Origin of the sequence: Paenibacillus rhizolycopersici (genome assembly GCF_014947195.2) — a bacterium.
Lineage (GTDB): Bacteria > Bacillota > Bacilli > Paenibacillales > Paenibacillaceae > Fontibacillus > Fontibacillus rhizolycopersici.
This window is the reverse complement of record NZ_JADCNN020000029.1, coordinates 1-26,162: the sequence shown is the minus strand read 5'-3', so window position 1 is coordinate 26,162 and position 26,162 is coordinate 1. Positions and strand designations below refer to the sequence as shown.

General features: G+C 55.2%; 20 protein-coding genes. All 20 read left to right on the top strand.

Annotation, left to right across the window (positions count from 1 at the left end):
* Positions 1–92 precede the first annotated feature (92 nt).
* Positions 93–929 (top strand): pur operon repressor, encoded by an 837-nt coding sequence (purR, locus tag IM700_RS20970; RefSeq protein WP_193418845.1) that lies wholly within the window; start codon positions 93–95, stop codon positions 927–929.
* Positions 930–1,105: 176 nt separating this feature from the next.
* On the top strand, positions 1,106–1,390 hold the full coding sequence (spoVG, locus tag IM700_RS20965; protein WP_036618134.1) for a septation regulator SpoVG: 285 nt from the start codon (positions 1,106–1,108) through the stop codon (positions 1,388–1,390).
* 158 nt (positions 1,391–1,548) lie between these two features.
* A complete protein-coding gene (glmU, locus tag IM700_RS20960) occupies positions 1,549–2,949 on the top strand; it encodes a bifunctional UDP-N-acetylglucosamine diphosphorylase/glucosamine-1-phosphate N-acetyltransferase GlmU (protein WP_155608067.1) in 1,401 nt (466 codons plus the stop codon).
* 102 nt (positions 2,950–3,051) lie between these two features.
* On the top strand, positions 3,052–4,005 hold the full coding sequence (locus IM700_RS20955; RefSeq protein WP_155608068.1) for a ribose-phosphate diphosphokinase: 954 nt from the start codon (positions 3,052–3,054) through the stop codon (positions 4,003–4,005).
* A 596-nt stretch (positions 4,006–4,601) separates the two neighbouring features.
* Positions 4,602–5,162 carry an aminoacyl-tRNA hydrolase gene (gene pth / locus IM700_RS20950; protein WP_155608069.1) on the top strand — a complete coding sequence of 187 codons (561 nt, stop codon included), beginning with the start codon at positions 4,602–4,604 and terminating at the stop codon, positions 5,160–5,162.
* An 81-nt stretch (positions 5,163–5,243) separates the two neighbouring features.
* Complete coding sequence (locus IM700_RS20945) at positions 5,244–5,474, top strand: anti-sigma-F factor Fin family protein (protein WP_155608070.1); 231 nt, start codon at positions 5,244–5,246, stop codon at positions 5,472–5,474.
* A 160-nt stretch (positions 5,475–5,634) separates the two neighbouring features.
* Positions 5,635–9,159: a transcription-repair coupling factor gene (gene mfd / locus IM700_RS20940; protein WP_193418848.1), complete on the top strand. Its 3,525-nt coding sequence runs from the start codon at positions 5,635–5,637 to the stop codon at positions 9,157–9,159.
* Positions 9,146–10,291: a peptidylprolyl isomerase gene (locus IM700_RS20935; protein WP_155608072.1), complete on the top strand. Its 1,146-nt coding sequence runs from the start codon at positions 9,146–9,148 to the stop codon at positions 10,289–10,291. The genes mfd and IM700_RS20935 overlap by 14 nt, the downstream gene beginning before the upstream one ends.
* A 306-nt stretch (positions 10,292–10,597) precedes the next feature.
* A complete protein-coding gene (gene spoVT, locus IM700_RS20930; protein ID WP_155608073.1) occupies positions 10,598–11,140 on the top strand; it encodes a stage V sporulation protein T in 543 nt (180 codons plus the stop codon).
* Between the two features lie 191 nt (positions 11,141–11,331).
* A complete protein-coding gene (locus IM700_RS20925) occupies positions 11,332–12,996 on the top strand; it encodes a putative polysaccharide biosynthesis protein (RefSeq protein WP_193418850.1) in 1,665 nt (554 codons plus the stop codon).
* 173 nt (positions 12,997–13,169) lie between these two features.
* Positions 13,170–14,666: a bifunctional methyltransferase/pyrophosphohydrolase YabN gene (gene yabN, locus IM700_RS20920; protein ID WP_193418852.1), complete on the top strand. Its 1,497-nt coding sequence runs from the start codon at positions 13,170–13,172 to the stop codon at positions 14,664–14,666.
* 184 nt (positions 14,667–14,850) lie between these two features.
* Positions 14,851–15,123: an HU family DNA-binding protein gene (locus IM700_RS20915; RefSeq protein ID WP_068784357.1), complete on the top strand. Its 273-nt coding sequence runs from the start codon at positions 14,851–14,853 to the stop codon at positions 15,121–15,123.
* Positions 15,123–15,404, top strand: a complete 282-nt coding sequence (locus IM700_RS20910; protein WP_059040394.1) for an RNA-binding S4 domain-containing protein — start codon at positions 15,123–15,125, stop codon at positions 15,402–15,404. Before IM700_RS20915 ends, IM700_RS20910 begins: the two co-directional genes overlap by 1 nt.
* A 497-nt stretch (positions 15,405–15,901) precedes the next feature.
* A complete protein-coding gene (hydE, locus tag IM700_RS20905) occupies positions 15,902–16,960 on the top strand; it encodes a [FeFe] hydrogenase H-cluster radical SAM maturase HydE (protein WP_193418854.1) in 1,059 nt (352 codons plus the stop codon).
* 94 nt (positions 16,961–17,054) lie between these two features.
* Positions 17,055–18,047, top strand: coding sequence for a 2-oxoacid:acceptor oxidoreductase family protein (locus IM700_RS20900; RefSeq protein ID WP_155608077.1), 993 nt, complete (start codon positions 17,055–17,057; stop codon positions 18,045–18,047).
* 59 nt (positions 18,048–18,106) lie between these two features.
* Positions 18,107–20,398, top strand: coding sequence for a thiamine pyrophosphate-dependent enzyme (locus IM700_RS20895; RefSeq protein ID WP_193418856.1), 2,292 nt, complete (start codon positions 18,107–18,109; stop codon positions 20,396–20,398).
* 13 nt (positions 20,399–20,411) lie between these two features.
* Positions 20,412–20,939 (top strand): NADH-quinone oxidoreductase subunit NuoE, encoded by a 528-nt coding sequence (gene nuoE, locus IM700_RS20890; RefSeq protein ID WP_239484104.1) that lies wholly within the window; start codon positions 20,412–20,414, stop codon positions 20,937–20,939.
* Positions 20,940–20,955: 16 nt separating this feature from the next.
* Positions 20,956–22,839 (top strand): NADH-quinone oxidoreductase subunit NuoF, encoded by a 1,884-nt coding sequence (nuoF, locus tag IM700_RS20885; RefSeq protein ID WP_204801189.1) that lies wholly within the window; start codon positions 20,956–20,958, stop codon positions 22,837–22,839.
* 15 nt (positions 22,840–22,854) lie between these two features.
* Positions 22,855–24,594 carry an NADH-dependent [FeFe] hydrogenase, group A6 gene (locus IM700_RS20880; RefSeq protein WP_239484102.1) on the top strand — a complete coding sequence of 580 codons (1,740 nt, stop codon included), beginning with the start codon at positions 22,855–22,857 and terminating at the stop codon, positions 24,592–24,594.
* A gap of 107 nt (positions 24,595–24,701) precedes the next feature.
* Positions 24,702–26,135: a [FeFe] hydrogenase H-cluster radical SAM maturase HydG gene (gene hydG / locus IM700_RS20875; protein ID WP_193418858.1), complete on the top strand. Its 1,434-nt coding sequence runs from the start codon at positions 24,702–24,704 to the stop codon at positions 26,133–26,135.
* Positions 26,136–26,162 lie beyond the last annotated feature (27 nt).

Below are 26,162 nucleotides of genomic sequence, written 5' to 3'. Positions count from 1 at the left end.
TGTACTCATTCGCTGATTTCCAAGGCTTGGACAAATCCGTACAAAAATGTTATAGTTTCATTAAAATATTCGGATTTAGCGAGGGGTACTTCGTGAAGAAATTAAAGAGAAGCGCTCGTTTGGTCGAGATGACCCACTATCTGTTGTCTAGACCCCATCATTTGATCCCATTGACCACCTTTGCGCAGCGGTACGGAGCGGCCAAGTCGTCGATCAGCGAGGATCTGGGCATCATCAAAGAAGTGTTTGAAGGCGAAGGCATGGGGGATTTGCTGACGCTTGCCGGAGCGGCCGGTGGCGTGAAGTATATTCCCCGGGTCGGCTGGGAGCAAGCCAAGGTTTTTATCCGGCAGCTTTGTGAGAAGCTGGCGCAGTCAGACCGTATTTTGCCGGGCGGGTACTTGTATATGTCCGATCTCTTGGGGCAACCGGCACTGATGAACGAGGCAGGCAAGCTGTTTGCTACGGCGTTCGGCGATTTGGAGATCGACTGCATCATGACCGTGGAAACGAAGGGGATCCCCCTTGCGTATGCGACCGGGGCAGAGTTGAATCTGCCGGTAGTCCTGGTCCGCCGCGACCATCAGGTCACCGAAGGATCGGCCGTTAGTATCAATTACGTGTCGGGCTCCCATAAGAGTCTGCACACCATGACGTTGTCCCGTCGGGCGCTTAAGGAACGTTCCCGCGTATTGATCGTCGATGACTTCATGAAGGCAGGAGGAACGATCCAGGGGATGGTAGACCTGCTGGCCGAATTTAATGCTGAGGTTGCCGGCGTTGGTGTCCTGGTGGAATCGGGCGAGGTCGCCAGCGAGCAGCGTCTATTGCATGATTACGTTTCCTTGGCGACGCTTCGAGCGGTCGATGCCAAGGAGAAGGAGATCTCGGTAGAACCAGGGAATTATTTTTCGAAATTTGGACAATAAGAACGATGTCGAGATCTTCTCAAATTGTAAGAATTCTCGACGAAACGTGTCGAAAAGCCCGTTTTATCAAAAAAAATCGTGATTTTCGGCCATTTTGTTGATCAAAAAAAAAGGATTTCCGTTTGCTATGTGGAATATTACACCAAGTCTCTGATGGAAAAAGGTGGTGAACACATATGCAAATTACGGATGTAAGACTCCGCCGAGTCAGCTCTGAAGGCAGAATGAAGGCAATCGCATCCATTACCATCGATAACGAATTTGTTGTTCATGACATTCGCGTCATCGACGGGAACAATGGGATGTTTGTAGCTATGCCTAGCAAGCGCACGCCGGACGGGGAGTTCCGGGATATCGCGCATCCGATTTCCTCTGGCACCCGCGAGAAGATTCAAGCTGCAGTCCTAGCTGAATACGAGCGTGCCGCCGACCAAGAGGAAGCGATCGAAGAAGGGGCGTAAGTCGCATTTATTTGAATTCTTGACCAATTGGGGTTCGAGGAAAAGGGAGCCATGCGTACATGGCTCCCTTTTCTTTTTGCCTTAAATGAGATATATTCAGTAATGAGTTTTAATGAGAGAGAACTACTTCTTTAAAAAAAGAGAAGGAGGCCGGGGACTTGAAAAGATTAGCGATCGTTCTTGCCGCGGGTCAAGGGAAACGGATGAAGTCCAAGCTTTATAAAGTGCTTCACCCCGTTTGCGGCAAACCGATGGTCGGGCATGTGTTGAACGCGGTTCAAGAGGTAGGTTGTGAACGCAGCATCGTGGTTGTTGGCCACGGAGCCGAAGCCGTGAAATCCTACTTAGGTTCATCGGCGGAATACGTGTTGCAGGAACAGCAGCTGGGAACCGGACATGCCGTCAAGCAAGCCGGGTCATTATTGGCGGGAGAAGAAGGAGTCACGCTGGTTATCTGTGGCGATACCCCATTGGTTACGGCAGAGACGCTAGAAGCGCTATTCGACCTTCATCATCGTAAGGGAGCGGCGGCGACCGTGCTCACGGCGAAGATGGAGCAGCCGTACGGATATGGTCGGGTGATCCGCGGTGCGAACGGAACGGTGGAACGGATTGTCGAGCAGAAGGATTGCTCGCCGGAAGAAGCCGCCGTGCAGGAAATTAATACAGGCACTTATTGTTTTGATAATGCAAAATTATTTGCCGCGCTGGAGAAAGTCACAAACAACAACGCTCAGCAGGAGTACTATCTTACCGATGTCATCGGCATTTTGGTACAGGCGAACGAAGTGGTGGAAGGATACGCGGTAACGGACGTTCGGGAATCGATCGGCGTCAATGACCGGGTGGCGTTAGCGGAGGCAGAAGCGGTTATGCGTGAGCGCATCGTGCGAGGCCATATGTTGAATGGCGTAACGGTGATCGATCCGGCGTCCACCTATATTGGAGCCGACGTAACGATCGGTGCGGACACCGTGGTTTATCCGGGAACGGTTCTGTCCGGGAAGACCGTGATTGGCGAAGATTGTGTGATTGGGCCGGCGGCAGAAATTGAAGATAGTGTGATACAAGACGGCGCGAAGGTGAAACAGTCGGTGCTCAGCCGGGCAGAGGTCGGTCGGGAAACGACGGTAGGGCCTTTCGCTTATTTGCGTCCGGGGGCGAAACTCGGAGCGCACGTAAAAGTCGGCGATTTCGTGGAAATCAAAAATGCGACGCTCGATGATGGCTCCAAAGTGTCGCACCTCAGCTACATCGGTGATGCGAAAGTCGGTAAGAACGTGAATATCGGCTGCGGCGCGATTACGGTGAACTATGATGGTTATAATAAGTCCATTACGGAGATCGAGGACGATGCCTTCGTTGGCAGCAACGTGAACTTGATCGCGCCGGTCAAGGTGGGTAAAGGCGCTTATGTCGTTGCCGGATCTACGATTACGCATTCCGTTCCGGAGAACGACCTGGCCATTGCTAGACCCCGGCAGGAGAACAAAACCGGTTATGCCGAGAAGATTCGTGCTCGGGCCAAAGCCAAGAAGCAAAGACAACAGGAATCTTAATCAAGGATGTAGTGACCATTTGAATAGACGGGGTAGCTGGGAAGGCGGGTTATTCACATTACGCCCAAACGCTATCTACACAGCACGGAGGGTTTACATTTTATGACTTATTGTGATTCTAAATTAAAGATATTCACCTGTAACTCCAACCCTAAATTGGCTCATCAGATCGCCGACTACATCGGCATCCCGATGGGGGATTCGGAGACGACGAGCTTTAGCGACGGCGAAATACAGGTCAAGCTGTCCGAAAGCGTTCGGGGCTGCCACGTCTATGTGGTGCAATCGACCTGCGCGCCCGTCAACGATAACTTGATGGAACTCCTCGTGATGGTGGATGCTTTGAAAAGAGCTTCGGCCAAGAGCATCAATGTGGTTATCCCGTATTACGGTTACGCCCGTCAGGACCGGAAGGCCCGTTCGCGCGATCCGATCACGGCGAAGTTGGTTGCCAATCTGATCGAGAAAGCCGGCGCGCACCGGGTCATTACGATGGACCTTCACGCCATGCAGATCCAGGGCTTCTTCGATATTCCTGTCGATCACATGCTGGGCGTGCCGATTTTGGCCCAGTATTTCCGTTCCAAGCATATTCCGAATCCGGTTGTCGTCTCGCCTGACCATGGCGGGGTGGTTCGTGCCCGTAAACTGGCCGATTTCCTGAATGCGCCGCTGGCGATCATCGACAAGCGCCGTCCAGAGCCAAACGTCAGTGAGGTCATGAATATCATCGGGAATATCGAAGGAAAAACCGCGATCCTCGTGGATGACATCATCGATACCGCTGGCACGATCGTTCTTGGCGCTAACGCGCTGAAGGAAGGCGGGGTTCAAGAGGTGTATGCCTGCTGTACGCACCCCGTGTTGTCCGGACCGGCGATGGAACGGCTGGAAAACTCTCCGCTGAAGGAAGTTATCGTTACGGATACGATTCCGATCACGCATCCAAATCCGACGAGCAAGCTTAAGGTGTTGTCTGTCGCTCCGCTGATGGGCGAAGCGATCATCCGCGTGCACGAGGAGCTGTCGATCAGCAAGCTGTTCGAAATCGAATAATAAGGTCACTGCCACAGCAGGGGTTGCGTCCTCCCAAACGGGGAACGTAACCCCTATCGGTGTATTGGCGTTGTAAATTGGTGAAAAAGGTGCTGCGCGTGCTCGTTTGATCCTACGATCGCTGTTGTTCGCGGATTTCTTGAATTGGACTAAATTCAGAAGTTGTAGAAATCCGCTCACAAAGGCGAACGCTCCGCTTCTTCGGATTCAAACGGCCCGCTCCGCAAATTTTCACCGTATAACCAACACCTGAGCGGCGGCTGCCCCTTTCTGGATGCTTTCCGCAAATACCTGCCATGGCAGTGGGGTAAGGCGGTAGGGGACGACGGGATCGATGACACTCCCCGTCGGGGAATACAAATTAAATGGAAATTCTACTGTTAATTTAGGCGGAATCGGGAGTGTTGGGCGATTTAACGGTAGGTTTTACCGTGCTCGAACAGCGGATCCACGTCGAAATTAACGGTACATTTTCCAGTTTATCCGATTGAGAGGTTAGTTAGTTTAACGAAGAATCAAGCACCAGCGGCGGTTTTGAGCTACACCAGAGCGGAGGAACGCCACAGTAACAAACATAACTTGGAGGTACATGTCCCATGAAGTGGATCGTAGGGCTCGGCAATCCGGGAGCCCAATATGAGAAAACCCGGCATAATATCGGCTTTATGGCCGTGGATGAATTGGCGCGTCGGCATGGCATCGAGATCAAGCAGAGCAAATGCAAGGCTTTGATCGGGGAGGGGATGCTGCCGGGCGGCAAAGTTGTGCTGATCAAGCCGATGACCTACATGAATCTATCCGGCGAAGCGGTGCGCGCTTATATGGATTACTATAAGGCGTCGATTGATGACATGATCGTGGTGTACGACGACTTGGATACCGATCTGGGGCGAAACCGGTTGAGATATCAAGGTAGCGCCGGCGGACATAACGGCATCAAGTCGATCATTCAACATACCGGGACGCAGACGTTTAACCGAATTCGGATGGGGATTTCCCGGCCGGAGCCAGGTTTTGCGGTGGTTGATTATGTACTGTCGGGTTTCGCCAAGAAAGATAAGCCGCTGCTCGATCAGTCCATTCAAGCGGCATGCGATGCATTGGAATACAGCATGGATCATACGTTTGAACAAACGATGGCTAAGTTTAACGGTTAAGGTTTATAGCAAGGCCGATAGGCTAAAAGCCAAACGCCCGGGGCATACTGGAGACATAAAGAATCTTCAGGAGGCATAAAGATGGCTATAAACTACGTTTGCAAGCACTGCCGAACGGTGATTGGTAGAATTGAATCGCCTCAAGTGACGGAAGCCCAGTTAGGCTTTCATTCCTTGACCCCCGATGAGCGGAGAGATATAATAGCGTATGATTCAAACGGCGAAATGACGGTCCGGGTGACCTGCGATTATTGCAGGGAAGCGCTCGACCATAACCCAGAGCTGATGTTGCTTGCGAATCCTTTGCAATAGCCCGCAAGCCTCCAGCAACAATGGACAAATTCACCGGAATGCACGGTTATAGAGCCTTGGCACGTTTGCTGAGGCTCCTTTTTGGTTCGGGTAAGGAGGACTTACCCTTTTCGTCTAGACATCCATCTTCTATCCATCAGCAGTAAGAGAGGTGCCTCATTTGCTACAAGCACTTATTCAAGCTTTTTCACGCGATACCGATTTTGCATCGACGGTAGCGGGCGTGAACTCGGGCATGAAGGAGCAGCTCATCTCCGGCTTGTCGGGTTCGTCCAGACAAGTGATGTTGGCCGCGTTGCATCAAGATACGGACCGGCCGCTGCTCGTCGTGACCCACAATATGTTTGCCGCACAGAAAATATATGAAGATTTACAGGAAGCGCTATCACCGGATCAAGTGCTGTTGTATCCGGCGAATGAATTGGTTGCCGCCGAATCGGCCGTATCCAGTCCGGAAACGCTGGCACAACGGATCGAGGTGCTGCTGCAATGTTCTCGGGGATTCCGGGGCGTCGTGGTGGTGCCTTATTCCGGCATTCGCCGCTTTATCCCAACGCCGGAGGCTATGGCCGGAGCGGGACTGACGGTGAAACTTGGGGGCACGCTAGAGCTGGAGCATTTCCTCACCCAAATGGTCGAGCTGGGTTACGAGCGGGTCGAGCGGGTGGAATCCCGCGGCGAGATGAGCCTGCGCGGAGGAATCATCGACTTTTATCCGCTGACCGCTTCCACGGCTTACCGGGTGGAGTTGTTTGACGACGAAGTCGATTCGATTCGGACCTTTGATCCAGCCGATCAGCGGTCCGTGGACCAGATCAAAGAAGTGTTCATCCCGCCTTGCAAGGAGCTGATCGCTTCCAAGGAACGGCTGGAGCAGGCAGCGCAGGCCGTGTCCGAGAAGCTGGAGATTCAGCTGGACAAGATGACCGATCGTCAGGCCAAAAACCGGCTGCGCGAAGAGCTGTTCAAAGAAATGGAAATGCTGCGCGAGCATGTTTATTTTTCAGAAATCTATAAATATATTTCCTTGATTTATCCGGAGAGAAAAACGCTATACGACTACATGCCGAAGGATACGTTGCTTCTGCTCGACGAACCGGCGAGGCTCTTGGAGACAGCCAAGCAACTCGAACGCGATGAAGCGGAGTGGAATTTGCACCTGTTCCAGAACGGGAAGAGTCTCCCCGATCTGCCGCTGGCGGTGGACGTGGATCATCTGATCTACCACCGTCCGTTCCAGACGTTGTTTATGTCGTTGTTCTTGCGCCAAGTGCCGCATTCTCAACCGCAGAACATCGTGAACTTCGTAACGCGGGCGATGCAGGATTTTCATGGGCAAATGAACGTCCTGAAGGCGGAGATGGAGCGTTGGAAAAAAAGCGGCGCCCACGTCATCATGCTGGCCAGCACGGAGGAACGCATGGATCGCATGCGGCGGGTGCTGCAGGATTACGGGATTGATGAGCCATCGTTGTTGCAGGGCAACCTGCAGTCCGGTTTTGAACTGCCGTCCGCACATCTTGTCGTCATTACGGAAGGCGAGATGTTCTCCCAGAAACAACGTAAAGCGCGCCGTGTCGGCAAGAGTATGGACAATGCCGAACGGATCAAGAGCTATACCGAGCTGAAGGTCGGCGATTACGTCGTCCACCAGAATCACGGGATCGGTAAATACATGGGGATCGGAACGCTGGAAGTTGGCGGGATCCACAAGGATTATATGCATATCCTATATGCCGGCGGGGATAAGCTGTCGGTACCGATCGAACAGATTGACATGATTCAGAAATACGTCGGTTCCGAGGATAAGGAGCCGAAGATTTACAAGCTGGGCGGCAACGAATGGACCCGCGTGAAAAACAAGGTCCGTTCCTCGGTACAAGACATTGCCGACGATTTGATCAAGCTGTACGCCGAACGGCAAGCCGCGCCGGGGTATGCCTTCGAGAAGGACACTCCCGAGCAGCAGGAATTCGAGGGGATGTTCCCGTACGAGGAAACCCCGGATCAGCTGCGGGCGATCGAGGAGATCAAGAAGGATATGGAGCAGAGCCGTCCGATGGACCGTCTGCTCTGCGGCGATGTAGGTTATGGCAAAACGGAAGTCGCGATCCGTGCGGCCTTCAAGTCGGCAATTGAGGGCAAGCAGGTTGCGGTGCTGGTGCCGACAACGATTTTGGCGCAGCAGCATTACGAGACATTCCGGGAGCGTTTTGCCGGATACCCGATTAACATTCAGACGTTAAGCCGTTTCCGCAGCCGCAAAGAGCAGAACGAAACGATCAAAGGCGTTCGCCAAGGGACAGTGGACGTCGTCATCGGGACCCACCGGATTCTGTCGCAGGATCTGGTCTTTAAGGATTTGGGCCTGTTGATCGTCGACGAAGAGCAGCGGTTCGGCGTGACGCATAAAGAGAAGCTGAAGAAGCTGAAAACGAACGTCGACGTGTTGACGTTAACAGCGACGCCAATTCCGCGGACCCTGCATATGTCGATGCTGGGCGTACGGGACCTGTCGGTCATTGAAACGCCGCCGGAAAATCGCTTCCCGGTGCAGACGTATGTCGTCGAACACAGCCAGTCGCTGGTGCGTGAAGCGATCGAACGGGAAATGGCGCGGGGAGGACAGATCTATTACCTGTATAATCGCGTTCAAGGCATTCAGGAAATGGCCTCGCAGATTTCCATGCTTGTACCTGATGCGAGGGTTGGGATCGGGCACGGCCAAATGTCGGAGCAGGAGCTGGAGAAGACCATTCTCGATTTCCTTGACGGCGAATACGACGTCTTGGTTAGCACCAGCATCATCGAGACCGGCGTGGACATTCCAAACGTCAACACGCTAATCGTTCACGATGCCGATAAAATGGGCTTGTCCCAGCTGTATCAGCTGCGCGGCCGTGTTGGTCGGTCCAACCGGATCGCCTACGCGTATTTCACGTATCAGCGCGACAAGTCCCTGACCGAGGTAGCCGAAAAGCGGCTGCAATCGATCAAGGAATTCACCGAGCTGGGCTCCGGCTTTAAGATCGCCATGCGTGACTTGGCCATCCGCGGCGCGGGGAATTTGCTTGGCGCGGAGCAACACGGCTTCATTGCTTCCGTCGGCTTCGATCTGTATTCGCAGATGTTGGCTGAGGAAATCCAGAAACGTAAAATCTCCATGCTTGGCGAGACAGTGCCAGCCGAAGCGACCTGGAATACGACGATCGATCTGGGTATCGACGCGTATTTGCCGTCGGATTACATTTACGACAGTATTCAGAAGATCGAAATTTACAAGAAAACCGCTTCCGCTTCCTCATTTGAGGACGTGTCCGAGCTGGAGGACGAGCTGCTGGACCGCTTCGGCGAACTGCCGGAGGCCGTGCAAAATCTCCTAGCCGTCGCCCGTGTCAAACTGTATGGTAAGCAATATGGCATCGAATCGATGACGCTGCGGGGGGAAGAAGTGACGATCAAGTTCTACGAAGGACGGGAAAAGGTCGTTGTTCCGAACAAGCTCGCGGAAGTTGGCAATCTATTCGGAAGACGTGTACAATTTAGTCAAGGATCCGTGATGCTTATCCGGATAAAAACCAAGGGAATGGACGACAAAGAGTTGATGGGCTTGCTGGAGCAGTTTCTCGGAGCCCTGAAGGATGCGTTCAAAGCGAAAGGGGAACTACAGGATGTTTCAAAGTAAAAGGCGCTCATGGAGAATGCTGCTGATTGCTCTCGTAGCGGTATTGGCTCTCTCCGTCATGGCAGGATGCGGTAAGAAAGAAGCAAGCTCGGGAGGGAAAGATACGAGTAAGGTTATCGCTACGTACGAAGGCGGCGAAATCACGGAGAACGAATTTGACCGCGAGCAGCGGATCGTGTTAGCGCTCCAGCCACAAATGGAACAATTCATGCAAATGGAGGATTTCCGTCAGTATTTGATCAAGCAGGAAATCGCCTATGAATACCTCGAAACCAAAGCCGACGACAAGACCAAGGAAGCCGGCAAGAAAAAGGCTGAAGAGCAGTTCGATCAGATGAAGAAATCGAACGGCGAAGACAGCTTCAAACAAATGCTGGACGCTCAGAAGATTACCGAAGCCGATTTCAAGAACTACATGGTACGGATCTATACCGTGATGGAAGGCGAACGGCAGAAGATCACCGAAGACGACGTGAAGAAGGAGTTTGAAGCGACGAAACAGGATTATACGACGGCATCGGTTCGTCATATCTTGATCAATTTCACCGATCCAGACGGCAAAGAGCGCACTTCCGAGGATACGCTGAAGCTGGCGAAGGAAGTCAAAGCGAAACTGGACAAGGGTGAGGACTTCGCGGCCTTGGCCAAACAGTATTCCGAAGACCCAGGCTCCAAGGACAACGGCGGTTTGTACGAAAATGTGGAGGTCAGCAATTGGGTTGAAGCCTTTAAGCAAGCGGCCTTGACTCAACCACTTAACCAAATCGGCGAACCGGTGGAGACCGAATACGGTTACCACATTATTCGCGTGGAAGCTCGGACCGAGAAGAAATACGAGGATTTGACCCAAGAACAGAAGGACATGATCCAAACGACACTCGCTTCGAATAAATTGGACGAGTTCATGTCGGGCGATCTGGAGAAGAAGATCATCAAGAAGATCGAATTGCCTAAAGTGGAAACCAGCACGGGTGAAAACGGCACGAATGCAGGAACCAATGCGGGCAATGGAACGAATGCAGGGACCGACGCCGGTAAAAATGCCGGTACCGAGGGTTCCGGCAACGCCGGAACGAGCGGCAATGGCGCTACCAACGACGCTGGCACCAACGGCGGCAATACGAGCAAATAAGCAAGACAAGGAAGCAACGCGGAGGAAATCGCGTTGCTTTTTTGTGCGGGCTTTTTTACCTATACACGGACCTTCGTTTAAAATCATGGTTCATTATGATGAATAAGGTGTTCGCCCGGGATGAATACTATGGTCATAATCACAGAACAAGCCATCCCTGTCCCCACCTTCGGCCGCTCGTTTTGGCGAAGCTTATGGCGCATACATCTGTGTAAGCTGCAGATTACGTATAAAGTCCGATTAGGTGAAGCTTAAAGTAATTCAGCCGTAGTTTAAAACTTCTAAGAAAGCGGGGCATCAAGTGAAATGAAAGCTACTGGTATTGTACGCCGTATCGATGATCTGGGCCGTGTTGTTATTCCTAAGGAAATTCGCCGCACCTTGCGGATTCGGGAGGGAGATCCCCTCGAAATTTTTGTGGACCGGGATGGAGAAGTGATTCTGAAGAAATACTCGCCGATCGGCGAATTGGGCGATTTTGCGAAGGAGTATGCGGAGTCGTTGTATGAGAGCACCGGTCATATTACCTTGATTTCGGATCGGGACACGATCATTGCCGTTGCAGGAGCTTCCAAGAAGGAATACCTGGAGAAGCAAATCAGCATGCTGCTGGAGGGCAGCATGGACGGGCGGAAGATCATCATGGAGACCGAATCGGGGTCTTATGAGATGATTAAGGATCATCCGGAAAACATCTCCTCGTTCGTGATCGCACCGATTATTGCCGGCGGGGACCCGATCGGGACGGTGGTTCTGGTCAACAAGGATGATGCGGTCAAAATGTCCGATTTGGAATCGAAAATGTCCGAGACCGCAGCTGGTTTTCTGGCGAAACAGATGGAGCAATAGAACCATAAATATCAATTATGGCGCATGGAGGAACTTACACACACCCGCTGTTTGGGGCGGACTTGATCCGTTCGAAGCTTACGAGGGATGTGTAAGTTTTTTGCGTTTCGCCCGGGGAGAAATGGCGGCAACCCCCCGTTTCGTCTTATAATGGAACCTGTTAGCTTATTGATGAAGCAAAGTAGGTTGCCATGATGGAAACGAAGGAAAATCTGCCCTCGAAGCTGCTGAGGGGAGCGGCCATATTGAGCGCGGCAGCTTTGATCACCAAGTTGCTGGGGATGCTGCAGAAGATCCCGCTGCAAAATATCGGGGGAGACGGCGTATTTGGCATTTATAATACGGTATATCCTTTTTATACACTATTGATTACGCTCACGACATCCGGCTTTCAGGCAGCGATTGCCAAGTTCGTCGCGGAACGACAAGCCCCGGGGTTGGAAAGGGAGCAAGGTGAGGTGCTGCGGATTGCGGCAATCATGATGGCGGTTTTGGGATTCGCTTCTGCGCTGCTGCTCTATTTCGGGGCGCCGATCCTGGCGCAGTCGATCGGCAGTCGCCTGCTTGTTCCGGCCTTTCGCGGGGCGGCGCCGGCGCTGCTGCTTGTCCCGGTGGCTGCGGCGTTGAGGGGGTATTTTCAAGGCCACCAGAATATGACGCCGACGGCGGCCTCCCAGGTGATCGAGCAGGCCGTCCGAGTAACGGTCATGATCGTGCTGCTGTCGGGGTTAAGCCGATGGGGAGCCGGAGAGCCGGAACTGGCCGGCGGGGCGCTTATCGGCTCCTCGGCCGGTGCGGCCGCCGGGTTGGCGGTCATGCTGCTGTATTGGCGGAGGGCTTCTACTCGCCCAGTAATGGGCTTGCGCAAAGACGCTCTATCGCCGAAACGGGACGGGGCGCTGTTAGTCGATGGGAGTCGGATGTCGTCGCGATTAGGGCATCGAAGAAAGCTTGTGTCCACGCTGTTAAAATATGCGCTTCCGATCAGCCTCGCTTCGCTGGCGGTTCCGCTGATTAGCCTGGTGGATACATTCACGTTGCCGCGGCTGCTCTCCGCCCACGGGGAGGAATTGCGAATCATGGCCCAGGTAGGCATCTACAACCGGGGTATCCCGTTGGTTCAGCTGGTCACGATGTTGGCGACATCGCTGTCGGTGTTGTTTATCCCGGCGATGGCTGAGCTGCAGATGAACGGGGACGCCGGGGCGATTCGGCGTCAGGTACAGGTGGCCTTGCGCTGGTTCTGGTTGATCGGCCTGGCGGCCTCACTGGGCTTGGCTCTGCTGGCTACGCCGATCAACGTGATGCTGTACGAGGATGCGGCGGGGTCGGCCACCTTGGCTTGGGTGGCCTGGACGGCTGCGCCCGGCGCGCTGGTCGCCGTTACGAGCGCCCTGTTGCAGGGCCTCGGCCACGTGCGCGCCCCGGCGCTGCACCTGCTCGCTGCGGCATTGCTCAAGACCGCGTTAAACGCGGTGCTCGTGCCGCAGCTTGGCATCACCGGCGCGGCGATCGCCGGCGTCGCCGCTTACGGCGCGGCAGCGGCGCTGAATACCGCGCTGCTGCTGCGCCGGGTCCAGCTGCGTCCGCGCCTGCGGGACGCGCTGCTGCGCCCGGCGGCGGCCGCCCTGGCGATGGCCGCCGCGGTGCTGGCGCTGCGCCTCGCCGCCGCCGAGCTGCCTGCAGGCCGCGGGGTAGCCGCGGCCGTGAGCCTGCTCGGCGTGCTGCTGGGCGCAGCCGTGTTCGCCGCAGCCGTGCTGCGCACGCGGCTGCTTAGCGCGGCAGAGCTGGGCGCCCTACCGCGGGTGGGCCCGAAGCTGCTGGCGCTGCTTCGGAAACTGCGGCTGCTGCCGTAGCATGGCTTGGCAGCCCGCCACGCTCGGCCCGGCCCGATGATTGGCTTCTTAATTTCTATTTCGACCCAGGCAGTGATATAGTAAGAGGTAGCTTTCAAAGGTCTTTCGGGTCCGCTAGCCTACAAGTGAGCGGATCGATCGGCAAGTAGAACGGACAGGGAGTGAGCAACACCATGAGCGCAACCATTACGGTGGTCGGCCTCGGCTCGGGGGATCCCGACCGGCTGACCTTGGGCAGCCTGAAGCGGCTGCAGGAGGCGGGAGAACGTTACGTCCGAACGAAGGATCATCCGGTCGTGGATTGGCTGGAGCAAACGGGCGTCGGCTTTGCTTCGTTCGATGAGGTTTATGAAGCGAAGGACGATTTTCCCTCCGTATACGAGGAGATTGTCACCCGGCTTTTAGCACGGGCCGAAGCAGGTGGAGTTGGGGAGAAGATTATATACGCCGTCCCCGGACATCCGCTGGTCGCCGAAGCGACGGTCAAGCTGCTGCGGGAGCGCTGCCCAGAGAGGGGCATCCCACTCGACATTATTGGCGGAGAGAGCTTCTTGGACGAGGCGTTCGTTCGCCTTGGCTTTGATCCGATCGAGGGCTTTCTGCTGCTGGATGCCTCGGAGGTGGGCGGGGCGGCGATTGATCCTAGACGGCATACGTTGATCGGGCAAGTTTATGACAAGTTGACCGCTTCGGAAGTGAAGTTGGGGCTGATGGAGCTGCTGCCCGACGATTATCCGGTGGTCGTGGGACATGCCCTTGGCGTCGCAGATCAGGAGCGAATTGAGCGGGTGCCGCTCTTTGAGTTAGACCGAATCGACGGCTACGGTAATCTGTCACTCGTTTACGTGCCTGCCAGCGAGGATGAATCCTTGCGCATCCGCAGCTTTCAGCGGCTTCATGAAATCGTGTCGATTCTTCGCAGCCCGGGGGGATGTCCGTGGGACCGCGAGCAGACGCATGAATCGATCCGCAAGAACCTCATTGAAGAAACCTACGAAGTGCTGGAGACGATCGACGACGACGATCCCGACCATATGCGTGAGGAGCTCGGCGATCTGCTGCTGCAAATCATGCTCCACTCCCAGATGGAGGAGGAGACCGGCGCTTTTACGGTGTATGACGTTATCCAGGAGCTGAATGAGAAGCTGATATACCGTCATCCGCACGTGTTCGGCAATTTGAGCGCGGAGGACGCCGAGGCGGCGCTGAACAACTGGGAAGCGATGAAAGCCGAGGAGAAGAAGCGCAAAGGTATCGAACCCGAACGCCAATCGGCGATCAGCGGGGTACCGCGGGATTTGCCGGCTTTGATGAAGGCGTACAAGCTCCAGAAAAAGGCGGCCAAGGCCGGTTTCGACTGGGAGGACATCGACGGCGTCTGGTCCAAGCTGGAGGAGGAAATCCGGGAGCTGAAAGAGGCCATTGCGCAAAAGCAAGATCCTGAGTCGCAAGAGCTGGAGCTGGGTGACGTGTTGTTTTCGGTCGTGAATGCCGCCCGTTACATCGGGGCCGACCCGGAGCAAGCCCTAACTCGAACAATTCGCAAATTCACATCGCGCTTCCATTACGTTGAGGAACGGCTTCGCGAACTGGGGAAAACCCCCGGCGACAGCACGTTAGCAGAAATGGACGTTTTATGGGATGAGGCTAAGTCGAAAGAACGGGAATGATGGGAGAAAAGGCCTAAATTTCGGTTTTTTTGCGAAAAAAACAAAAAAAAAGTTCCAAGCAGTGCAGGATTTTTAAAATCAAGCAAGAATACTCATACAAAGATAACCATCTGGCCCTGGACAGGCCTAGTGCCTGTAGTGCCAAGGTATCACCTATTTCTTTTATTATTGGGAGGCATTATTAATGAACAAGACAGATCTGATCAACAACATTTCCAGCAAAAGCGGTTTGACAAAAAAAGACGTTGAATCCGTATTGAACGGTTTCCTCGGCGAAATTACCGATGCCCTTGCTGGCGGCGACAAAGTACAATTGATCGGCTTCGGTACGTTCGAAACTCGTAAACGCTCCGGTCGTACGGGCCGCAACCCGCAAACCGGCAAAACGATCGAAATCCCGGCTTCCAATGTTCCAGCATTCAAAGCGGGTAACAAACTTAAAGAAGCTGTAAAATAATGCGTCTTGATAAATTCCTGAAGGTATCGCGGTTAATTAAGCGGCGCACGGTGGCCAAGGACGTCTCCGAACAAGGCAGAGTCCTCATTAATGGGCGCGAATCCAAGCCGAGCAGTACCGTTAAAGTTGGCGACGAAATCACGGTTCAATTCGGCCAGAAGCTGGTGACCGTGCGCGTTGAACGACTTGTCGAAACGACTCGTAAGGATGAAGCTGCGACCATGTATACCTTAATCAAGGAAGAGCCGATCGCGAAGGATACCGGTCTGGACTGGTCCTGAAATAGCGAAGCTCAGAGCATGTTCCGTTAACTCGGGACATGCTTTTTTTATCTCCGACTAGGTTGTAAAAAATATCCTAGCTAAACTGTGAAATCGTGGTAATATATTAAATACACATTTACTAACGTTTTCGATTAAGCACACCTGCTTCTTAGAAAACACCTCTGATCAACCTCATGTCGAAATTCAACGACGCTGCAACCGTAGCACGCATCTACGAACCGAAATCACACCCATCGATCAAACAACAGTCGAACTAACGATCCTATTCATTGTACGGAACAAAGTATGAAGCAACAAACGAACCCAACGACATGCCCATTTCTTCGCTCAGACTGCAGCTTTATCCTGAAACCGGGGTGATCTTATTCGCGAACATTAATTAAAACGCTTACAAAGTGAAAATATTCACAATTACTTCATTCATCATTTTTCATGACAGCCATAGGGTATACAAAGGTCCATAATCCAGTTTATCCAAAAGGGATGATCGACTGATGAAACAGCTTGTGCACAAGCTCTATGCCCGGAGAGAGCTCTCCAAGGATGAGCTCGTCTATTTGCTGGGGCATATGGATGTCGAAACCCGCGGGGAGCTCTTCCGATTTGCTCGTCTGAGACGGGAAGAGGCTTACGGGAACAAGGTGTACATGCGCGGCTTGATCGAATTTTCGAGCTACTGCCGGCAGAACTGCTTGTATTGCGGGTTGCGGGCCGGCAATCGCGACGCTGAGCGTTACCGGCTCAGTCCCGAGGAAATACTCGAATGCTGCCGGGAAGGGTATGGGCTGGGTTTCCGCACATTTGTGCTCCAAAGCGGCGAGGACCCCTGGTATACGGCCGATCTGCTGGCTGCCTTGATCCGGGAGATCAAATCGGAGTTTCCGGATGCGGCCATCACCTTATCGATTGGCGAGCGGGAGGAGGAAACCTACCGTTTGCTGTATGAAGCGGGGGCGGATCGCTTTTTGATGCGTCACGAAACCGCTTCCCGAAGGCTATATCAATTTCTGCATCCATCCATGTCTTTTGATCACCGGCGCAAGTGCCTAGAGACGCTACAGTCGATCGGTTATCAGGTGGGTGCAGGGTTCATGGTCGGGCTGCCCGGCCAAACCGCGGAGGATTTAGCGGAGGACATGAATTATCTGAAGACGTTAAATCCGGATATGATCGGCATCGGGCCGTTTATTCCTCATGATCGGACCCCGCTTGGTGAGGCGAAAGCTGGATCTTTGGAGGATACGCTGATCATGGTGGCCCTAACTCGCCTATACATTCCCGATGCTTTAATTCCCGCAACGACCGCACTCGGCACGTTAAACCCCGAAGGCAGAGAATTGGCGCTGAAGGTTGGGGCTAATGTGGTCATGCCTAACCTGTCCCCTGTCTTCGTTCGCCAGAAATATGCCCTGTACAACAACAAAATCTGTACGGGAGACGAATCTGCGCAATGCAGGCACTGCCTTGAGCTCCGGATTGGAGCCGCGGGATTCTCCGTAGATATGGGAAGGGGGGACAGCCTGAAGGCGGCAGGTACGCGCCGCCATGCATAATATGCGCATTTGTGGGTGGATTGACCGAACAAGAGATTTCTTTCGCTATTATTCGTGAAATATTTCACAATTAAACGTAGAGGAGACATGGCGAATGAGCATATTGACCAAAACGAACGAGCTTGGATTTTTTGAAATTCGGCTGGAATCCATCGGTGGGCTCGGAGCTAACCTCGCTGGGAAGATGCTGGCGGAATCCGGGGTACTGGGACTCGGCTTAAACGGGGCAAACTTCTCGTCTTATGGTTCGGAGAAGAAAGGTTCTCCCGTGAAGAGCTTCGTCCGTTTATGTGAACCGGATGTAGAGATTCACGATCACAGCCCGATTGAGGAGCCGGACGTAATCGGTGTCTTCCACGAAGCGTTGCATAAGACAGTGAATGTCTTAAGCGGCCTGAAACCGGACGGGATTGTGTTGGTAAACTCGACCCGTGATTTCGAGGAGATTCGGCGTGACCTGAAGTTCCCATATGGGACGTTGGCTGTTGTCGACGCAATGGGCATCGCTATCGACGAGCATACGAAGGTGAACACCTCGATGCTGGGGGCGTTGTTCCGGATTTGCGATTTTCTCGACCCGGATTCCATGCGCGAAGTGATCCGACATACGTTCCAGAAAAAATATCCGCACCTGGTGGAGCCCAATCTGCGTACGTTCGACCGGGGCTATCAAGAGGTGCGTTTCCAGACGATCGCGCCGCCCGAAGGCGCGACGGGAATGCGCTTCGAGCGGCCGCAGCCGTTGCTCGGCTACGAGACGCAAGCGCCTGGCGGCGTGATTCGCGCGCAGGGTAACAGCCTATTGAAGGATTTGAGCGGTTCTCGACAGGGCTTCCTGCCGGAACTGAACCTGGAGAGCTGCATTCATTGCGCCAACTGTGACACGGTTTGCCCGGATCTGTGCTTCGTATGGGAATCCGGGGAGGACAAGAAGGGGCGGCCGCAGATGTTTTTGCGCGGGATTGATTATCAGTACTGCAAAGGCTGTTTGAAATGCGTGGAGATCTGTCCGACGGGTTCGCTTAGCGTGCGCCGTGAGGAAGCCGGGTATGCCGAAGACCACCGCGTGCCGCATGTATTCCAATAGAGGTAGTTGAAACCTTTATTTAAAGAACTCGCAGAAGAGCCTAAAGGAGGACTTTATCGATGTCTATAACCGAAGAGAAAGTCACAAAAATAACGCTGGCAGAACAAACGACAGCCTTCGAATCGGGCAATGAGGCGGCGGCGATGGCGGCGGCTCAGATCAATTACCATGTGATGGGGTATTTTCCGATTACGCCGTCCACGGAGATCGCGCAGATTCTGGATCAGAAGAAGGCGCAAGGCTTGCATGACATCAAACTGATTGCGGCGGACGGGGAGCATGGGTCGGCGGGGATCTGTTACGGGGCGGCGCTCAGCGGAGCCCGGGTTGTCAATGCTACCAGTGCCAACGGGTTCATGTACATGATCGAACAGCTGCCGGTGCAGTCCGGGACACGGTTCCCGATGGTGTTGAACTTGGTCACGCGCGCGATCAGCGGTCCGCTCGATATTCGCGGTGACCACTCCGATTTGTATTACGCGCTGAATACCGGTTGGCTGATTCTGACGGCGAGTACGCCGCAAGCCGCGTACGACATGAACATTATGGCGCTGAAATGGTCAGAGCATCCGGAGGTGCGGCTGCCCGTGATCGTTGCCTATGACGGGTTCTTTACGTCCCATCAGAAACGGAGACTGAGTTATTTCAAAGACGCTAAAGCGGTCCGGGCCTTTGTGGGCGAAACGCCGCCGACCGGCTTCGATACCGTGGCTGACCCGTCGCAGCCGATAACGGTCGGCGCGCATATGAATGGCGATGACCTGCTGAATAATCACTACCAGTTGCACCTGGCACATGAGCGAGCCGGCGAAGTGTATCAACAAATCGCCGCTGAATATAAGGCCCTTTCGGGGCGCGAATACAACGTGCTCGATTTGTATCGGATGGAGGATGCGGAGGTCGCCTTGTTCCTGTTGAATTCCGCGGCGGAAACGGCCAAAACGATCGTTGATAAGCTGCGGGCGCAGGGAGTTAAGGCGGGGATCATCCGGCCGAACGTCATCCGACCCTTCCCGGCGGAGGAAATCCGGAATGCATTGCGCGGTGTAAAAGCGCTGTTAGTAGGAGAACGCGCCGATTCCTACGGTGGCAAAGGCGGCAATATGACGCATGAGATCCGCTCCGCGCTGAAGCTGGATCCGGCGAACCCAACGATCGTCTTATCCCGCGTGTTTGGGCTGGGGGGCAAAGACTTCTATCCAGACGAAGCCGAAGCGTTCTTTGATTTGGCTATCGAGGCGATGAACCAAGGCAAGGCTGCAATGCCTTTCGATTACTTCGGACAGGTGCCCGGCGATCCGATCCACGAGCTTAGACCGCTGTTGACCCCGCAGCACGGGGATGCCTTTAACAGCGGGTTGATTCAGGTGACGCCGGATGAGGCGACCGGCAAGCTGAAGGTGAAGCTGCCGCCGCTTCGCAGCCTGACGGCGAAGCCGAAGCGTCTGGCTCCAGGCCACGGTGCTTGTCCGGGCTGCAGCGCGATTTCTTCGCTGGAGCTATTTTACAAAGGCATTGAAGGGGATGTCGTCACGTTATTCCAAACCGGATGCTCGTACGTCGTTACGGCCGGGTACCCTTACACCTCGCATAAGCAAACGTTCATCCACAACCTATTCCAGAACGGAGCCGCGACCGTAGCTGGAGTCGTCGAGGCGTTCTGGGAGCGGAAGCGGCGCGGCGAGATCGACGTCTCGGACAACGTCACCTTCATCATGGTGACCGGAGACGGCGGGATGGACATCGGGATGGGGCCGGCGATCGGTTCGGCGCTGCGGAACCATAAGATGATCATTTTGGAATACGACAATGAAGGGTATATGAATACCGGCTCCCAGCTTTCCTACTCCACGCCGTTGGGCCATCAGACCAGCACGTCCGGCGTAGGCAAGACGCAGAAAGGGAAAGCGTTCCACCACAAGGATACGCCGCAGATCATGGCAGCGACGAACATTCCTTACGTGTTCACCGGGGCGGAAGCCTTCCCGCAGGACTTGATCACGAAGGCAGCCAAGGCACAGTGGTATGCGCAACATGAAGGCTTAGTGTACGGGAAGGTGCTTAGCACTTGTCCGTTGAACTGGCGATCTGAGGATCAACTCGGCACGAAAATCCTCAAGACGGCGGTAGATTCCTGTTTTTTCCCGCTCTATGAAATTGAGCATGGCGTCACGAATATCACCTACAATCCGGAAGCGAAGAACAATCGGATTTCGCCGCAGGAATGGCTGAAGCTGATGGGCAAGACGAAGCACATGCTGAAGGAAGAGGAACTGCTGGAAGCGTTCGAGGAGGAAGTCAATCGGCGCTGGGATCGGCTGAAACTGAAGCACGAAAGTCCGCTGCTCTAGGAAGAACTGCCGGATGATGAAGGGAGAGGATGCAAATATGGAAGAGACTTGCCATTGCGAGGGAGAGCAGGAGCGGCTGCGCCGGGTCGGGGAAATCGTCGATCAGTTCCGCTTGCTGCCAGGCGCGTTGATCCCGGTGCTGCACGAAATTCAAGATTTGTACGGCTACCTGCCGGAAGAGGCGCTGCAAATCGTTTCCCGGGAGCTGGGAATGCCGATGGCTGAAATCTACGGGGTAGCGACGTTTTATTCGTTTTTCTCGCTGGAGCCGAAGGGGGAGCATGTGATCCGGGTCTGCATGGGGACGGCTTGTTACATTAAGGGTGCCCAAGGTGTGCTGGATCGCCTCAGCCAGGAGCTGAACGTTCCTGTGCAGGGGACGACGGCGGACGGGAAATTTACGCTAGATGCCACCCGCTGCCTGGGGGCTTGCGGTTTGGCGCCGGTGATGACGATCGGCGAGAAAGTACATGGCCGGCTGACGCCAAACGAAATACCGAAGATTCTGAAGCCGATGCGCACGCCTGCGGAGACGCATTAGAAGGGAGGGTGGAACGATGAAAACGTTGTTGGATCTCGAGAGTATCCGTACGGCGCAGTTAAGTCGGCTGGTCCGCCGAAAACTGGGTAAGAGCGGGGCCGGGGATGGGGGCGTTGCGGAGCGGTCCGTCATGATCTGCGGCGGCACGGGATGCACCTCTTCGGACTCCATGCTGATCGCGGACGCGTTTGAGCAAGCCGTGACCAGCCAAGGAATTCAGGACAAGATCGATATCGTAAGAACCGGCTGCTTTGGGTTATGCGAGCTGGGGCCGGTCGTGATCATTTACCCGGAGGAGGTGTTCTACAGCCGGGTGAAGGTGAAGGACGTGGCGGAGATCGTCGATGAGCACCTGCTTCAGGGCAAAATTGTCGAACACCTCGTCTATCAGCAGTCGCTGGAGGATGGGCGAATCAAGCCGCTGCATGAAGTCGACTTCTTCCGCAAGCAGCAGCGGATCGCTTTGCGCAACTGCGGCACGATTGATCCGGAGGATATCGACGAATATATCGCCATGAATGGGTACAAGGCGCTTCATAAAGTTCTGACGACCATGGATCCGGCGGAGGTCGTGGCCGAGGTGAAGGAAGCAGGCCTCCGCGGGCGCGGCGGCGGCGGGTTCCCGACCGGGGTCAAGTGGGAGACGGCGGCGAAGCAGCGGACGGGGCAAAAATATATGATTTGCAACGCCGACGAAGGCGATCCAGGCGCGTTCATGGACCGCTCGATCTTGGAGGGCGACCCGCACTCCGTGCTGGAAGGCATGGCGATCGCCGGCTATGCGATCGGGGCAAACCACGGCTTCATCTACTTGCGGGCGGAATATCCGATCGCGGTGAAACGGGTGCAGGCGGCGATTAAACAGGCCCGCGATTACGGGCTGCTGGGCGAGGACCTGTTCGGCAGCGGTTTCTCCTTTGACATCAGCGTCCGCCTGGGAGCGGGGGCGTTCGTCTGCGGCGAAGAGACGGCGCTGATGAACTCCGTCGAAGGCAAGCGCGGCATGCCGAATCCGAAACCGCCGTTCCCGGCCGTCAGCGGGTTATGGGGCCAGCCGACGGTGATCAATAACGTGGAGACGCTCGCCAATGTGCCGATCATTTTGCTGGAAGGCGCTTCGTGGTATGGGAGCATCGGGACGGAAAAAAGCAAAGGCACCAAGGTTTTCGCCTTGGGCGGCAAGGTGGTCAACACCGGGCTGGTGGAGGTGCCGATGGGCATTACGCTGCGCGAGGTCATTTACGAAATCGGCGGCGGGATTCCCGGGGGCAAGGCGTTCAAAGCAGTGCAGACCGGCGGCCCTTCGGGCGGCTGCCTGACGAGCGAGCACCTCGACCGTCCGATCGATTACGATACGCTGCTGAGTTTGGGTTCGATGATGGGCTCGGGCGGTATGCTGGTGATGGACGAAGAGACGTGCATGGTCGACGTGGCCCGCTATTACCTCGACTTTACGCGCGATGAATCATGCGGCAAATGCGCGCCGTGCCGAATTGGTACCAAGCGCCTGCTGGAGATTTTGGAGAAAATCACGGAAGGTAAGGGCACGATGGAGGACCTGGATGTGCTGGAGGAGTTGTCCGAGCAGATCAAGGCGGCTTCGCTCTGCGGACTCGGCCAAACGGCGCCGAATCCGGTGTTGTCCACGCTGAAATATTTTCGCGACGAGTATATCGCCCATGTGGTCGACAAGAAATGCCCGTCCGGCGTTTGCCGCTCGCTGATTACGTATACGATCGATGCGGAGAAATGCAAAGGCTGCAGCCTCTGCGCACGGAAATGCCCGACGGGAGCGATTACCGGCAAGGTGAAGGAACCGCACACGATCGATCCGCTCGTCTGCATCAAGTGCGGAATCTGCTTTGACAGCTGCAAATTCGCTGCGATTTACAAGAGCTAAAGGGGGGAGAACTCTATGTTGGATACCGTGAAACTATGGATAGATGAGATGGAAACGGAAGTACCGAAGGGAACGACGGTGCTTCAGGCGGCTCGTGGATTAGGCATTCACATTCCTACCCTTTGCCATCTGCAGGGCATGAACCACCCGTCCAGCTGCCGCGTATGCCTGGTGGAGTCGGGCCCCCGCCTGATCGCTTCGTGTACGCTGGTGGCCGAAGACGGGATGCGGATTCGGACGAATTCGCCGCGGGTGCGCAAAGCCCGCAAAACAACGGTCGAGCTGATCCTGTCGGACCATAATCGGGAATGCACTTCCTGCTTGCGCAGCGGAACCTGCGAACTTCAGGAGGTGGCGAATCAGATTGGCGTGCGCGACGTGCGTTATTCAGGGAGTAAAGCGCGGTCGACGGTCGACCTCTCGTCACCGTCTATCGTGCGCGACACCTCGAAATGTCTGTTGTGCGGCCGCTGCGTCGCCGTCTGCAGCGAGGTACAGACCGTGGGGGCTATTGGGTTCATGAACCGTGGATTCGACACGGTCATTGGGCCAGCCTTGGGTCGTCCGATTGGCGAATCGGTCTGTGTCAATTGCGGGCAATGCATCATGGCTTGCCCGGTTGGCGCGCTGCAGGAACGGGAAAATGTGAGCGACGTCTGGCAAGCGATTGCCGATCCGCATAAATTCGTCGTTGTCCAAACCGCACCGGCGGTGCGCGTCGCCTTGGGCGAGGAATTCGGGATGCCGATCGGCACGCGCGTGACGGGGAAGATGGTTGCCGCGCTGCGACGGCTTGGCTTCAATAAGGTGTTTGATACTGATTTTGCCGCCGACTTAACGATCATGGAGGAAGGTACCGAGCTGATTCATCGCTTGGCGACGGGGGAGAACCTGCCGCTGATGACGTCTTGCTGTCCAGGTTGGGTGAAGTTTGTGGAGCATAACTTCCCGGATATGCTGGAGAATTTATCGAGCTGCAAGTCGCCGCACGAGATGGAGGGGGCGATGATTAAGAGCTACTTCGCCCAAACGATGGGGATCAATCCGGGGAACATCGTCGTCGTGTCGATCATGCCGTGTACGGCGAAGAAGTTCGAGGGGCAGCGAGAGGAGCTGGCCAGCGAATCGTTGCAAGACGTCGATTACGTGCTGACGACGCGGGAGATCGCCCGGATGATCAAGGAAGCGGGGATTGACTTCGCCGGTTTGCGCGGCGAGACGTTCGACAATCCGTTTGGGGAAGCGTCGGGGGCCGGAGTGATCTTCGGCGCGACCGGCGGTGTGGCCGAGGCCGCGCTGCGAACGGTGTTCGAGCTGGTGGCCGGGGAAGAGCTGGATACGGTGAAATATACCTCCGTGCGGGGGATGGACGGCATCAAGGAGACGGTAGTTGAGCTGCCGGACGGACGCATGATCCGAACCGCCGTCGTGCACGGGCTCGGCAACGCCCGGAAGCTGATGGCGATGATCCAGTCCGGCCAGCGCCAATACGAGTTTATCGAGGTCATGGCTTGCCCGGGCGGCTGCATTTGCGGCGGCGGGCAGCCGATTGTAAGTGCCAGTCTGCGGGATACGCTTGATGTGAAGGCGGAACGAGCCAAGGCGATTTACGACGAGGACGAGGCTTCTACGATTCGCAAATCGCATAAGAACCCTTATATCCAGCAGATCTATCGCGAGTTTTTGGAGGAGCCGAACAGCCACAAGAGCCATCAATACTTGCATACGCACTATTTGGTGCGCTCCCGCTATTAATTGTTAGTCGTTGGTTGTTAGCGTTGGGTGTTGTGTGCGGGGTTGTCCAAACAGTCCCGAAGGGGTTTATGAGTGGATTAGGGCGCATCTTACAGGGAGGGATTAGGATGAGCAGGTCAGATCAATGGGAGCCGGCGGATTTCATCCGGGATGAAACGATCGTATCGGCGCTCGCTTACGGGTCGCAGCTGGCCCGCGACCGTAAGAAGGTGCTGGCTATTCTGGAACGTGCCCGGACCGCCAAAGGCATCACCGCGGCGGAAGCCGCCGTCCTGTTGAACGTGGAGGACGATGTGTTGCTGGAGGAGATTTACCATGCGGCACGCGAGGTGAAGGAACGGATTTACGGGAATCGGATCGTGTTGTTTGCCCCTTTATACGTTAGCAACTTCTGCGTGAACAACTGCGAGTACTGCGGTTATAAACAATCCAACGAGAGCATGGTGCGACGGCGCTTGAACCGGGAGGAGCTGATCCAGGAGGTCGAGGTGCTGCAGCAAATGGGGCACAAGCGGCTGGCGCTGGAGGCCGGGGAGGATCCGGAGCATTGCCCGATCGACTACATTCTCGAATGCATCGAAACCATCTATTCGGTGAAGGTCGATAACGGGAGCATCCGCCGCATTAACGTCAACATCGCCGCTACGACGGTGGAGAACTATCGCAAGTTGGCGAACGTGGGGATCGGCACGTACATCCTGTTCCAGGAGACGTACCACCGTCCCACTTATAGCCGCATGCACCAAAAAGGGCCAAAACGCGATTACGACTGGCATACGACGGCGATGGACCGGGCGATGCGGGCCGGCATTGACGACGTCGGCGTTGGGGTATTGTACGGATTATATGATCACAAATACGAAACGATTGCGATGCTGATGCATGCCGAGCACCTGGAGGCAACGTTTGGCTGCGGGCCGCACACGGTTTCCGTCCCACGCCTGCGGGCGGCGGACGGCGTCGACCTGAACAGCTTCCCGTATCTAGTGAGCGATCACGAGTTCAAGAAAATCGTGGCCGTGCTGCGGTTGGCGGTGCCTTATGCGGGCATGATCCTGTCCACCCGCGAAGACTCGGAATTCCGCGACGAGGTGATCAAGCTGGGCGTCTCCCAGATCAGCGCGGGCTCGTGCACCGGCGTCGGCGGGTACATGGATGCGTACGGAGATAGCGGAGCTCAGAGTCATGCCGATACCGCGCAGTTCGAGGTTGGCGATCACCGCTCACCGCTCGAGATGATCAAGTCGCTGTGCCGGGACGGCTATATTCCGAGCTATTGTACCGCTTGTTACCGCGAGGGCCGAACGGGCGACCGCTTTATGCGCCTGGCCAAATCGGGCCAGATCCACAACGTCTGCCACCCGAACGCCTTGCTCACCCTGCAGGAGTATTTGTTGGACTACGGAGATGACGAAGCCCGGGAAATGGGGGCAACGCTGATCAAAAACAACCTCCGCCGCATCCCCAAAGCCTCCGCGCGCGAAGTGACGATCGACCGCCTTCAGCGGATCCAGAACGGCGAGCGGGACTTGCGGTTCTAAGTCGAGCGGCAGAATGGAATAACAAAA